10 protein-coding genes and 1 pseudogene are annotated in these 13,197 nt (G+C 69.6%); 6 read left to right on the top strand and 5 right to left on the bottom strand.

Annotation, left to right across the window (positions count from 1 at the left end; translation table 11 throughout):
• Positions 1–85: 85 nt before the first annotated feature.
• Positions 86–1,612, bottom strand: a complete 1,527-nt coding sequence (locus QM619_RS04560; RefSeq protein ID WP_415104763.1) for a PucR family transcriptional regulator ligand-binding domain-containing protein — start codon at positions 1,610–1,612, stop codon at positions 86–88.
• Positions 1,613–1,716: 104 nt separating this feature from the next.
• Here QM619_RS04560 and gabT point away from each other — a divergent pair, with 104 nt between their 5' ends.
• The 6 genes from gabT to QM619_RS04530 are packed head-to-tail and all read left to right on the top strand — an operon-like array spanning position 1,717 to position 9,742.
• A complete protein-coding gene (gabT, locus tag QM619_RS04555) occupies positions 1,717–3,072 on the top strand; it encodes a 4-aminobutyrate--2-oxoglutarate transaminase (RefSeq protein ID WP_415104761.1) in 1,356 nt (451 codons plus the stop codon).
• Positions 2,964–4,466 carry a flavin monoamine oxidase family protein gene (locus tag QM619_RS04550; protein ID WP_415104789.1) on the top strand — a complete coding sequence of 501 codons (1,503 nt, stop codon included), beginning with the start codon at positions 2,964–2,966 and terminating at the stop codon, positions 4,464–4,466. The genes gabT and QM619_RS04550 overlap by 109 nt, the downstream gene beginning before the upstream one ends.
• Positions 4,463–5,350: a universal stress protein gene (locus QM619_RS04545; protein ID WP_415104759.1), complete on the top strand. Its 888-nt coding sequence runs from the start codon at positions 4,463–4,465 to the stop codon at positions 5,348–5,350. The genes QM619_RS04550 and QM619_RS04545 overlap by 4 nt, the downstream gene beginning before the upstream one ends.
• Positions 5,347–6,891, top strand: a complete 1,545-nt coding sequence (locus QM619_RS04540; RefSeq protein ID WP_415104757.1) for an APC family permease — start codon at positions 5,347–5,349, stop codon at positions 6,889–6,891. Before QM619_RS04545 ends, QM619_RS04540 begins: the two co-directional genes overlap by 4 nt.
• Entirely contained in the window at positions 6,888–8,354 is a 1,467-nt protein-coding gene (locus QM619_RS04535; RefSeq protein ID WP_415104755.1) for an NAD-dependent succinate-semialdehyde dehydrogenase, read from the top strand. The genes QM619_RS04540 and QM619_RS04535 overlap by 4 nt, the downstream gene beginning before the upstream one ends.
• A gap of 20 nt (positions 8,355–8,374) precedes the next feature.
• Positions 8,375–9,742, top strand: a complete 1,368-nt coding sequence (locus QM619_RS04530) for an NAD-dependent succinate-semialdehyde dehydrogenase (RefSeq protein ID WP_415104753.1) — start codon at positions 8,375–8,377, stop codon at positions 9,740–9,742.
• A 240-nt stretch (positions 9,743–9,982) separates the two neighbouring features.
• Here the strand turns inward: QM619_RS04530 and QM619_RS04525 are convergent, their stop codons facing one another.
• The 4 genes and pseudogenes from QM619_RS04525 to QM619_RS04510 form a co-directional block, all read right to left on the bottom strand.
• Positions 9,983–10,555, bottom strand: a complete 573-nt coding sequence (locus QM619_RS04525) for a serine hydrolase domain-containing protein (RefSeq protein ID WP_415104787.1) — start codon at positions 10,553–10,555, stop codon at positions 9,983–9,985.
• Between the two features lie 15 nt (positions 10,556–10,570).
• Positions 10,571–10,812 (bottom strand): annotated as a pseudogene (locus QM619_RS04520) (serine hydrolase); the annotation flags it as partial.
• A gap of 231 nt (positions 10,813–11,043) precedes the next feature.
• On the bottom strand, positions 11,044–12,177 hold the full coding sequence (locus QM619_RS04515) for a trans-sulfuration enzyme family protein (protein ID WP_415104751.1): 1,134 nt from the start codon (positions 12,175–12,177) through the stop codon (positions 11,044–11,046).
• Between the two features lie 149 nt (positions 12,178–12,326).
• On the bottom strand, positions 12,327–12,902 hold the full coding sequence (locus tag QM619_RS04510) for an SgcJ/EcaC family oxidoreductase (protein WP_415104749.1): 576 nt from the start codon (positions 12,900–12,902) through the stop codon (positions 12,327–12,329).
• Between the last annotated feature and the right edge of the window lie 295 nt (positions 12,903–13,197).

The raw sequence follows: 13,197 nt of genomic DNA, 5'->3' as shown, positions 1-13,197 counted from the left end.
AGCCCCCACCCTAACCCCGCCCACCCACGGTTCCGGACGGCACTCGCCGTAGCGTGCCGCCTTGGCCCGGACGTTCCGGTGAGCCTCACACCGTCGCCACCAGCGCTGCCCACAGCTCGGCGCGCGCCGGGAAACCGGCGAGGTCGACCCCGAGCAGCTTCTGGGCTTGCGCGACACGGGAGCGGACCGTATGGCGATGGACGCCGAGGGTGTGTGCCGCGGCATCGATCCGGGCGTCGGATTCCAGCCAGACCCGCACCGTGTGCAGCAGGGCGGTTCCGTGCGTTCGGTCGTGGCTGCGCAGCGGTTCCAGGTAGGCCGAGGCGACGGCGGACGCCTGCGTCCCGGTGAGCTGCGCGAGAACGCCTTTTCCTGCCAGATCGGCGAACCGGGTGGCCCGGCCGGGGACGCCGCGCCGGGCGCGTGCAGCCACCGCCTCGGCGTGGGCCTGGGCAAATCCGTCGTAGTCGGTGGGGCGCGAGACCCCGACGCGGGCGTCGAACAGGGCCGCGAACTCGGCCAGCAGCGACTCATCCAGGCTGGCAACGGCGATCGCCAGGCCGTCCGGCCCGGGGCCGTGAAAGACCGCGCGGTCGCCACTGCGCGCCTCCAGCCAGTCGGCCGCCACCTGAGCACGTGCCGTCGCGAGGGTGGCGACCGCCACCACGATGGGTGCCGGTGGCAGCGGCGTCCAGAGCTCGCGGACGACCGGGGCGGCCAGTGTGGGATCGTCGGCCAGCAGGCTCCGCACCAGGCCGGCGCGTAAGACCTCGCGGGCGCGGTTGATCCCGACGTTCTGTTCCAGGGCGAGACCGGCCATCGCGATCACCGAGGTGATCACGGCCCGGCTTTCCACGTCCAGCCCGCCCGCGGCGATCGCGATCGCGCCGCGCAACTGGCCGCCGCGTCCGAGGGTCTGCAGCGTGAAGCTCTCCCCCGCCGCCTCCAGCGACGACCCGGCCCGGACGCCGCGGCGCAGCATGGCACCCACCTCGCCGGTGACCCCGTCGAGGGCTACCGGGCCTAGGCCGCCGACCGGATGGTCACGGACCAGCGCGCCGGACGCGTCGAACAGCCCGACCCACGACTCCAGCTGCCGGCCTAACTCGGCGACCGTCGCGCCCAACCCGTCCGGCTGCAACGCCGCCAACGAGATCGCCCGCTGCGCGGCGAGCGCCCAGGTCCGGCGGGCATAGGCCAGCGCGGCGACCGCCTCGGCATTCGCCCTGGCCACCGCGATGAACGGCGTCCGATACGGCACCTCGAACAGCGGCATCCGCTGATGGCGGCAGGCCTGGGCCAGCCCGGCCGGAATGCCGTCCCGCACCACTTCGGTGCCGAATCCGAGGCCGCGGACGCCGCGCCGTCCCAACCGCTCTACATAGGCGTCGTACGATGCTGGGCCGTCCCCACCGGAGAACTGGGTGCCGGTGGTCAGCAGTAGCAGCTCGTCGGTCAGGAACGGGGTCGGGTCGGCCAGATCGGAGCTGTGCACCCAACGCAACGGGGCGTCCAGGGCGTCGGGCGCGAGCTCGTCCTCGGCCGACGCCAGCCGCAAACCCAGGTCGCGGCGCGCCAGCAGTGCCCGCAAGGTCGGCTGCGGATCGGCCATCGCCACCTCCTTGGTCCCGACGCTTAGACGCTACGTATAACTATCTGCGAATAATAGACACAACGGCCAATGCGGAGTGTCAGACCCGGCCGTAGGCTCCGATCATGTCTCTCGGCCTCGATACCCCCGTCTCGCTCGGGGGCCCGGCTCTTCCGCAAGAGCGGCGCCTCGTCACCGCCATTCCAGGACCCCGATCGCAGCAGCTGTTGGCCCGCAAGGCGGCCGCGGTCGCTGCCGGGGTCGGACACACCGTGCCCATCGAGGCGGTCGCCGCCGGCGGCGGCGTGGTCGTCGACGCCGACGGTAACTCGCTGATCGATCTGGGCTCCGGCATCGCGGTCACCACGATCGGCAACGCGCACCCCAAGGTGGCCGCCGCGATCGCCGCGCAGGCCGCCCAGTTCACCCATACCTGCTTCATGATCTCGCCGTACCAGGGCTATGTGGCGGTCGCCGAGGCACTCAACCGGTTGACCCCCGGCGATTTCGAGAAGCGCAGCGCGCTGTTCAACTCGGGCGCCGAAGCAGTCGAGAACGCGGTCAAGATCGCCCGCAAATTCACCGGCCGACAGGCGGTGGTGGCCTTCGACCACGCCTACCACGGCCGCACCAACCTGACCATGGGCCTGACCGCGAAGTCGATGCCCTACAAGAGCGGCTTCGGCCCGTTCGCCGCCGAGATCTACCGGGCGCCGATGTCGTATCCGTTCCGGGACGGCCTGACCGGCCCCGAGGCTGCGGCCCAGGCGATCGCGGTGATGGAGAAGCAGATCGGCGCCGACAACCTGGCCGCGGTGATCATCGAGCCGATCCAGGGCGAGGGCGGTTTCATCGTCCCGGCGGACGGCTTCCTGCCGGCGATCGTCGACTGGTGCCGGGCGAACGACGTCGTGTTCATCGCCGACGAGGTGCAGTCCGGTTTCGGACGCACCGGCGTCATGTTCGCCAGCGAACTGTTCGGCATCGTCCCCGACCTGGTGGTCACCGCCAAGGGCATCGCGGGCGGCATGCCGCTGGCCGGGGTCACCGGCCGCGCCGACATCATGGACGCCCCGCACACCGGCGGCTTGGGCGGCACCTACGGAGGCAACCCGGTGGCGTGCGCGGCAGCGTTGGCGGCAATCGACGCTTTCGAGACTGAGGGACTGCTGGAGCGGGCCGTCCAGCTCGGCGACCTGTTGAAGCAGCGGCTGACGGCCCTGCAGGCGTCCGACCCGCGAATCGGCGACGTCCGCGGTCACGGCGCGATGATCGCCGCCGAGTTCGTCGACCCCGTGACGAAGGCCCCGGACGCCGCGCTGACCGCGACCGTGGCAAAGGCCGCCATCGCCGAGGGCGTCATCGTGCTCACCTGCGGCACCTACGGCAACGTGATCCGGTTCCTGCCGCCGCTGACCATCACCGACGACCTGCTGCGCGAGGGCCTCGACGTCGTGGCCGCGGCACTGGCCGCGAACTGATCTACCGAGCTTCGAAGCAGAAGGAGAACCCGCAATTGAACGAGATCACCCGTGACGTCGTCATCGTCGGGGCCGGTGTCGCCGGCCTGACCGCGGCCACCGAGCTCACCAAGGCGGGAACGTCCGTCGCCGTGCTCGAGGCCCGCGACCGGATCGGCGGACGGCTGTGGACCGACGTCATCGACGGCGCGCTGCTGGAGATCGGCGGCCAGTGGGTCTCCCCCGACCAGAGCGCGCTGATCGAGACCATCGACGAGCTGGGGTTGGAGACCTACCAGCGCTACCGTGAGGGCGACTCGGTCTACATCGGCCCGGACGGCAAGCTGGTCCGGTTCACCGGTGACGTCTTCCCGGTGGCCCCCGAGACGGCTCGGGTGATCGCTGAGATCACCGAACGGCTGGACGCGATGGTGGCCGAGATCGACCCGGACCGCCCCTGGGCACATCCGAAGGCGGCCGAGTGGGACTCGATCTCCTGGGAGGCCTGGCTGCGGGCGCAGACCGACGACGACGAAGCCGTCCGGAACCTTGCCTTCGCGACCGGCCCGGCGATGCTGACCAAGCCGATCCACGCCTTCTCGCTGCTGCAATCGTTGTTGATGGCGGCCTCGGCAGGCAGCTACTCGCATCTGGTGGACGCCGACTTCATCCTGGACAAGCGGGTCGTCGGGGGGCTGCAGCGGGTGCCGCTGGCGCTGGCCGAACGGCTCGGGGACGACGTGTTCCTGAACCAGCCGGTCCGGACGCTGAAGTGGGGCGACGACGGCGTCACGGCGATCGCCGACGGCGTCACCGTCCATGCCCGGCAGGCGATCCTGGCGCTGGCGCCGGTGCTGTACCACCGGATCTCCTTCGTGCCGCCGATGCCGCGGTTGCAGCACCAGCTGCACCAGCACCTGTCGATGGGCTTCGTGATCAAGGTGCACGCCGTCTACGACCGTCCGTTCTGGCGCGAGCAGGGCCTATCCGGCACCGCGTTCAGCCCGTACGAGCTCTCCCACGAGGCCTACGACAACACCAACCACGGCGACGAGCGCGGCACCCTGGTCGGATTCGTCTCCGACCGCAACGCCGACGACGTCTTCCGGGTCAGCGCCGACGAGCGCAAACAGCGCATCCTGGAGTCGCTCTCCCACTACTACGGACCCGAGGCCTTGAACCCGCTCGTCTACTACGAGAGCGACTGGGGCAGCGAGGAATGGACCCGCGGCGCCTACGCCGCCAGCTTCGACCTCGGCGGCCTGCACCGCTACGGCGCCGATCTGCGCACCCCGGTCGGCCCGATCCGGTTCGCCTGCAGCGACCTGGCCGGCGCCGGTTACCAGCACGTCGACGGCGCCATCCGGATGGGGCGCCTGGTTGCCCACCAAATCCTCGAGGAGATCCCTGCATGAGTTCACCCATCGTCGTCGGCTATACCGCCACGAAGCGGGGCCGCGACGCCGTCGTCTTCGCCGCCCGGCTGGCCGCCGCCCTGTCCGTCCCGCTCGACGTGGCCGTCATCCTGCCGGCGCAGGGTCGCAGCGTCATCACCCCGCCGGACGCGTCCTACGACCGACACCTGCACACCCTCGCCCAGCAGTGGCTGGACGAGGCGATCGGACGACTGCCCCACGGCGTGGCCGCGCGGCCGCGGATCGCTTCGTCCGACTCCTTCGCCGAAGGCCTGATCGACCTGGCCCACGACGTGGACGCCGGACACATCGTGGTCGGTGCCGGTGGCGGTGGGCTGCGCGGACGACACCGGCTCGGCACCACCAGCACCGAGCTGCTGTACTCCTCCGACGTACCGGTGGTGCTGGTGCCGCGCGGCGCCCGCAAGCTCGCCGCCGAGACTCCGATCACTCGGCTCACCGTGGCGGTCGGCCCCCGACCCGACGGCGGCGCGCTCGCTGCGGACGCCGCCGCGCTGGCGTCCACCACCGGCGTCGGCGTCCGGCTGCTGTCGCTGCTCGCGATCGATCTGCCGGTTTCCGCCGATACGGCGGCCATCCGGCTCGCCCACTCCACGCAGGCGAGCGAGGTGCTGGCCGCGACCAACACCGCACTGCCCCAAGGCATGGTGACCGAGGTGGTGGTTGCGGACGGCGACAGTATCGAATCCGCCGTCGCGGCACTGGACTGGCAGCCCGGCGAACTGCTGCTCGCCGGATCCGGGCGGCTCGCCCAGCCTCGCCGGCTGTTCCTCGGCTCCACCGTGGGCAAGATGCTCCACGAAGTGCCCGTCCCGGTCGTCGTCGTGCCCCGTGCACATCACCATGAAGGAGCCGACGTATGAGCAGCGACACCTCCACCACGCCCGAGTCCGCCGACCACGGCATCTCCCAGAAGGGCCTGAGCGCCGGCAGCGTCGGCCTGATCGGCGCGGTCGTCATCGGCATCTCGTGCATCGCGCCGGCCTACACCTTCACCGCGGCAGTCGGGCCGACCGCGTCGGTGGTCGGTCTGCAGGTGCCCGCCGTGATCCTGGTCGGCTTCCTGCCGATGCTGCTGGTCGCCTTCGGCTACCGCGAGCTCAACCGCGAGATGCCCGATTCGGGCACCTCGTTCACCTGGGCCACCCGTGCGTTCGGCCCGTGGATCGGCTGGATGGCCGGCTGGGGCCTGGTCGCGGCCACGATTCTGGTGCTGTCCAACCTGGCCGGCATCGCCGTCGAGTTCCTGTTCCTGCTGATCGCGCAGCTGACCGGCAACGAATCGATCGCCGAACTGGCAGGCGTGACCTGGATCAACATCGCGGTCTGTCTGCTGTTCATGCTCGGTGCGACCACCATCTCCTACCGCGACATGCAGACCACGCAGAAGCTGCAGTATTTCCTGGTCAGCTTCCAGCTGCTGGTGCTGCTGTTCTTCGCGATCACCACCATCGTCCAGGCCGTGAATGGCGGCGGCTTCGACTACACGGCATTCCAGTTCTCTTGGTTCAACCCGTTCGAGCTGGCGTCGTTCGGCACCTTCGCGGCCGGATTGTCGCTGTCGATCTTCATCTTCTGGGGCTGGGACGTCACCCTCACCATGAACGAGGAGACCAAGGATCCGGAGAAGACGCCGGGACGCGCCGCGACCGTCACCGTGTTCACCATCGTCAGCCTGTATCTGCTGCTCGCCGTCGCGATGATCATGTATGCCGGCGTCGGCGACGGCGAACTGGGCCTGGGCAATGCCAAGATCCAGGGGAACGTGTTCTTCCACCTGTCCGGGCCGATTCTGGGGCCGCTGGCCTTCCTGGTCTCGCTGGCCGTGCTGACCAGTTCGGCGTCCTCGCTGCAGTCGACGTTCGTGTCGCCGGCCCGCACCCTGCTGGCGATGGGCCACTACGGCGCGCTGTCGCCGAAGTTCGCCGCGGTCAGCCCGCGCTTCTTCACCCCCGGTTACGCGACCATCGCGTCGTCGATCGTGGCGTCCGGCTTCTACGTGGTGATGCGGGTGCTCAGCGAGGACGCGCTGTGGGACACCATTACCGCCCTGGGCATGATGATCTGCTTCTACTACGGGCTGACCGCATTCGCCTGCGTGTGGTATTTCCGCAAGCAGTGGTTCGATTCGGCGCGGCTGTTCTTCTTCACTCTGCTCTGCCCGCTGATCGGCGGCACGATTCTGTTGGTGCTGTTCGTCACCACGTTGAAAGACTCGATGGATCCGGGCTACGGCAGCGGGTCGGAGGTCGGCGGCATCGGCCTGGTCTTCATTCTCGGCGTGGCGGTCATCTTGGTCGGCGTGGTCGTGATGATCTGGCAGTCGATCAGGCGTCCGGCATTCTTCCGCGGCCAGACCCTGTCGATGGACGCCCCCGAAAGCCTACGAAAGGTACGCCGATGACCGCCCCGAACGAGCGGGATCTGCTCGCCGCGCTGCCGACCGGCCTGTTCATCGGCGGCGAATGGACGCCGGCCGAGGGCGGCGGAAGGCTGCCGGTGTTCGATCCGGCCACCGGCGAGCTGTTGGTGGAGATCGCCGACGCCTCGGCTGCGGACGCGGTGCACGCGCTGGACGCCGCGGTCGCCGCGCAGGAATCGTGGGCGGCCACCCCGCCGCGCCGGCGCAGCGACATTCTGCGCCGGGCCTTCGACCTGGTCCGGGAACGTTCCGAGAGTCTGGCGCTGCTGATGACCCTGGAGATGGGCAAACCGCTGGCCGAGGCCCGCGGCGAGGTCGTCTACGGCGGCGAGTTCCTGCGCTGGTTCAGCGAAGAGGCGGTGCGGATCTCTGGCCGCTACGGGCTGAACCCGGAAGGCACCGGACGGATGATCGTGTCGCAGCGTCCGGTCGGGCCGTGCCTGTTCATCACGCCGTGGAACTTCCCGTTCGCGATGGCCACCCGCAAGATCGCGCCGGCGCTGGCCGCCGGCTGCACGGTGGTGATCAAGCCGCCCGAGCTGACCCCGCTGACCACGTTGTACTTCGTGCAGCTGCTGGTCGAGGCCGGGCTTCCGGCCGGTGTGGTGAATGTGTACACGACCAGGCGGTCGTCGGTGACGTCCGCTCCGTTGATCGCCGACCCGCGGCTGCGGAAGCTGTCGTTCACCGGCTCCACCGAGGTCGGACGCCGGCTGCTCGCCCAGGCCGCCGACCGCGTCCTGCGGGTCTCGATGGAGCTGGGCGGCAACGCACCCTTCCTGGTCTTCGACGACGCCGATCTCGATCAGGCGGTCGAGGGCGCCATGGTGGCCAAATTCCGCAACATCGGTCAGGCCTGCACGGCCGCCAACCGGTTCATCGTGCACGAATCGGTCGCGGACGAGTTCGCCCGCCGGATCACGGCACGGGTTGCTTCGTTGAAGGTCGGACGCGGCACCGACGATGGCGTCCAGATCGGGCCGCTGATCGACGACCGGGCCGTCGCCAAGGCCGACGAACTGGTCCGGGACGCCGTCGAACGCGGCGCGTCCGTGCTCACCGGCGGCAACGCCCTGACCGGGCCGGGCACGTTCTTCGAACCGACCGTGGTCGCCGGCGTCCGCCCTGGCAGCGCCATTCTGCACGAGGAGATCTTCGGCCCGGTGCTGGCGATCGCCACCTTCGCCGACGAGGACGAAGCCGTCCGACTCGCCAACGACACCGACTACGGCCTGGTGTCCTACGCCTTCACCCGCGACCTGGCCCGCGGCCACCGGCTGATCGACCGGCTGGAGACCGGAATGATGGGCCTCAACGTCGGGGTGGTCTCCAACGCGGCGGCCCCGTTCGGCGGGGTCAAACAGTCCGGCATCGGCCGCGAGGGCGGGCCGGAAGGCATCCACGAATTCCTGTCCACCAAGTACACGCTGATCCCCGCCGACTGAGCGGAAACGAAGGGACCATCATGAGCGACTACACCGTCGTCAACCCGGCCACCGGCCAGACCCTGGCCAGTTACCCGACCGCCACCGACGCCGAGGTCGAGGCCGCCCTCGCCGCCGCCGACGCCACCTACCGCGGCTGGGGACGCAGCTCCACCCCGGCCGAGCGGGCCGAGTTGCTGCGGGCCGTGGCACAGCTGCACCGGGAGCGCCGCGACGAGCTTGCCGCGACCATCGTCCGGGAAATGGGCAAGCCGTTGGCGGCCGCGCTGGGCGAGGTCGATTTCGCCGCCGACATCACCGAGTACTACGCCGATCACGTCGACGAGATCACCGCCGATCAGCCGCTGTCGATCGGCGGCGACGGCACCGCGGTGATCCGCCGCGCGCCGCTGGGGGTGCTGCTCGGCATCATGCCGTGGAACTTTCCCTACTACCAGGTGGCCCGGTTCGCGGCGCCGAACCTGGCGGTGGGCAACACGATTCTGCTCAAGCACGCACCGCAGTGCCCGGAGTCGGCGGCCGCGATCGCGCAGCTCTACGCCGATGCGGGTTTCCCGGCCGGCGCCTACACCGACCTGCGGCTGACCAACGAGCAGGCGGCCGCCGTGATCGCCGACCGCCGGGTGCAGGGCGTGTCGGTGACCGGTTCGGAACGCGCCGGTGCTGCCGTCGCCGAGATCGCCGGCCGGAACCTGAAGAAGGTCGCCCTCGAGCTGGGCGGCTCGGACCCGTTCATCCTGCTCAGCACCGACGATCTGGACGCCACCGTGCAGGCCGCGGTCGATGCCCGGCTGGACAACACCGGCCAGTCCTGCAACGCCGCGAAGCGCTTCATCGTGATCGCCGACCTGTACGACGCGTTCCTGGAGAAGTTCGCCGCCGGCATGGCGGCCGCCACCCTGGGCGACCCGTTCGCCGACGACACCGTGCTCGGCCCGCTGTCCTCGCTGGCGGCCGCGGAGCGGCTGGAGCAGCAGGTCAACGCGGCGCTCGCCCAGGGCGCGACTCGTGTGGTCGGCGCCGACCGGGACGGCGCGTTCTTCCCGGCAACTGTGCTGACCGGCGTCACCTCCGACATGGACGCCTACCGCGAAGAGTTCTTCGGACCGGTCGGCGTGGTCTACCGGGTCGCCGACGAGGACGAAGCCGTCCAGGTCGCGAACGCCACCCAGTTCGGCCTCGGCTCGTACGTGTTCACCACGGACGCCGCGCAGGCCGAGCGGGTCGCGAACAAGATCGAGGCCGGCATGGTCTACGTCAACCTGGTGCTGGCCGACGAGCCGGCGCTGCCCTTCGGCGGCGTCAAGCGCAGCGGCACCGGACGCGAGCTGGGCCTGCTGGCCGCCGACGAGTTCGTGAACAAGAAGCTGATCCGGATCGGCGCCTGAGCGTCCGCGCCTTTCCGGAAACCCTCTGCCCAGCGATTTCGGCCTTCCCTCGACGGGGGGCCAAGATCGCGATCCGTTCGTGCCGGTTTGGCACCGCTGGAGTCATCGGTGTGCCGCCGAAGATACCGGCGTTCGCGTGGATGACGGAGTGACTCTCACTTCACGTCATCCCGTGCTTGCCACGGGATCTCTCGGGCGGACGAGTGTGGAGCCCGGAACGGGTTGCTGGCGAGTGGCTCCTCAGTCCCCGACTGCCGCCGTGGCTGCAGCCACTAGTCGCAGGTTGTGCGGCAGGGCGCCGTCGAAGCCCGGTGTGGACATGGTCATGATCACGGTGTCCAGGCGGGGGTTGTTGACGAATTTGGTGCTGAAGAAGCCCTGCCACGAGTAGGCACCAGGGCCACCCAGGTAGTGCAGCGAACCGGCCGGCGCGTTCTCGCCCGCCTGGAGGTCGACCATGTAGCCCCACTTGTTCTGGGTGAGCTGCCAGTTGCTCAGGTCGCCGATCTGGTTGCTGGTCATCAGCCGCACGGACGCCGGGCTGAGCACGCGGACGCCGTCCAGTTCGCCATTGTTGAGCAGCATCTGGGCGAACCGGAAGTAGTCCGCGGTGGTGCCATGCAGTCCGCCGGCACCACTGAACAGGGTCTTGTCCGGGCTGAAGGTGTATTGCGGTCCCAGGTTGCCCAGGCCGAGCGGCGACGCCTCGGTCTGCTGCTCGTTCCGGCCCGCCCAGTAGACCGCGGCGATACGCGGCCAGACGTCCTCAGGCGGAAAGAACCAGGTCTCGCGCATCCCGAGCGGTTCGAAGATGTCACGGCAGCGGCGGCCACCACCTTCGACATCGACGCCAACCGGAAGATGCTGTCGGTGGCCATCGAGACACCCTCGTCGGCCTTGCCGAACGACTTGAAGTAGCAGACCTTGCCGTGTCGGGCGACCAGGACGACGGAGCCCTGGTACGCGTTCTGGGCGAGAAATCTCTCCTGCAGGGCATCAATGTGGGCCAGGTAGGCGCCGGAGACACCCACCTCTTCCGGATCGACCTGTGTGTACAACGTCGTACCCATGGGCACATCCTTTCGTGCGAAGTTCCTGTGACTCTACTGGCGGGCGGCGGCGGACGGGACGACTCAGGCTGGCCAGAAATCGACCACGAACCGCTCGATGCCGCGCGGCACCGTGCCGTGCCGGTCGTAGTGCTCCATGGCGTAACCCACCAGGCGAATGAGGTAGTGCGCCCCGCCGCACGTCGGTTGACTTTCGATGCGCTTGACCGCAGCCCCGTGTCCTGGCGGCCGTCACACCGCGCCGAGCGCCTGATCCAGGTCTGCCCAGAGATCCTCGACGTCCTCCAGGCCGACCGAGAGCCGGACCAGGTTCTGCGGAACCGAGACGGGTTCGGACGGGATCCGCCGACGCCGCTCGATCAGCGACTCGACGCCGCCCAGGCTGGTCGCCGGAACCCACAGCCGAACCGCCTCGACCACCGCCTGCGCGGCCGCCTCGCCGCCGGCGATCTCGATCGACAGCATGGCCCCGAAACCTCGCATCTGGGCTCGCGCGACGGCATGTCCGGGGTCGTCGGGCAGACCTGGGTAGCGCACCCGTGCCACTGCCGGATGCGCCGCCAACCGCTCCGCCAGGACGCCCGCGCTGGCTTGCGCCCGCTCCAACCGCACCGGCAGCGTCCGCACCCCGCGCAGCGCCAGCCAGGTCTCCATCGGACCCGGAATCGAGCCCTGCACGGTGCGGTACTGCCGCACCTTCCCGGCCAGCTCACGGTCGCCGGCCACGACGACGCCCAGCAGCACATCGGAATGTCCGGACAGGTACTTGGTGGCCGAATGCATCACCACGTCGGCGCCCAGCGCCAACGGATTCTGCAGCAGCGGGGTGGCGAAGGTGTTGTCAACGCCCACCCGGACACCGGCCGCCTTCGCCGCCGCACACAGCGCCCGCAGGTCGGCGACCTGCAGCAGCGGGTTGGTCGGAGACTCCAGCAGCAGCCAGTCGGCGCCAGGCAGCGCGGCGACGACTGCGGCGGTGCCGGAGGCGTCCACCGTGGTCAGCCGGAACCGTCCCGCGGCCGCCCGCTCGCTCGCCAGCGCCAGCATCGTGTTGTAGCAGGTGTCGGCCATCACCAGCTGGCCGCCGTCCGGCACCAACTCCAGGATCGCCGTCCCGGCCGCCATCCCCGACGGAAAGGCGATCGCGCCGTCAGGTGCGCCCTCCAGCGTCCCGACCGCCTCCTCGAAGAGCTTCCAGGTGGCATTGTCGCCGCGGGCATACATCGACTCGCCGAACCCGTAGGGACCCCAGGAGACGTAGGTCGACGACAACTCGATGTCGGGGCTGACCGGGGTTCCGGGCGTCCGTCCGGGCCGGCCGGCGGTGACGGCGAGGGTGGCGGGCCTGAGGCCTTCCCGTGACATCGAATCTCCTTCGCTCGGTGCGCAGAGACTACCCCCGGCGCCGCCGCCGGATCACCGCCGTTCGCGGACGCCAACCCCGCGCACCCAGCACGCCGCGGCGGACCATTTGCCGTCCGGACGCCGTCATGGTTGCGTTCTTGAGTCTGCCGTCAGCGGTCGTCGCGGTCGGCTGCGGCGAGCTCGGCGGGTGTGGGGCCTTTGATGTAGCTGGCGGCGCTGATCGTGCCACCGCGGGAAATATTCGTGTCGGCGGCGGCCGCAATGTCGGTGTTCTGGCAGCTGACCCCCAGCCAGGTGTCGTCGGCCAGCTTCACCAGCGTGGCGCTGAGCACCCCGCGGCGCGGGTCGACCGGTTCGCCGTCCGGATCGACCTGGCCCACGATCTGCCAACGGGCGATCACCACGGCGGCGTCGTCGCCGAGGAAGCGCTGATGCGCCTCCTCCAACTCCAGGCGGGCGTCCGGAAACGCGGTGGTGAACGCAAAACGCTGCGCCTTGACGATCGAGCGGCGTCCGGTCCAACGCAGGCCGACCACATTGATGAAGTCGGCGTCCTCCACGAACAGCCTGCCGATGGCGTCGGCGTCCTTGGCCTCCCAAGCGACGATGAATGCCTTGATCAGGTCGATCGGCCTCTTCAGCGGCGGGTCCACCGGCGTCCGGTCCGGGAACGGCAGATAGCTCAGTTCGCGGGCCCGTTTGAGCATCTTCTTCAGCTTGGCCACAGGGGCCTCCTACTCCGAGGGGATACGCCAGCGTTGCGGGTCGGACTTCATCGGTCAAGACCGGACGCCGGCTGGACGCACCACGGGGGTGCCGCTGCGGACGGTTCTCGCCCGTAACCAGCCCTACAGAGATCCCGGCTTCCGCCGGGATGACGGAACAAGCCTTAGGGAAACGCTGATCAATGCTGTTCCGAGCGAGGACGTGCCCGGCGGGATGAGCTGCGGCCCCCAGATCTTGTGGGCGTACTGGACGTACGGCGCAAGATTTGGGGGCCGCAGATCGCCCGTCCGGGTG

Origin of the sequence: Micropruina sp. (assembly GCF_047606665.1) — a bacterium.
In the GTDB taxonomy this organism is placed as follows: Bacteria; Actinomycetota; Actinomycetes; order Propionibacteriales; family Propionibacteriaceae; genus Micropruina.
Note: the sequence above shows the minus strand (reverse complement) of the source record. Positions and strands in the feature narration are given on the sequence as shown.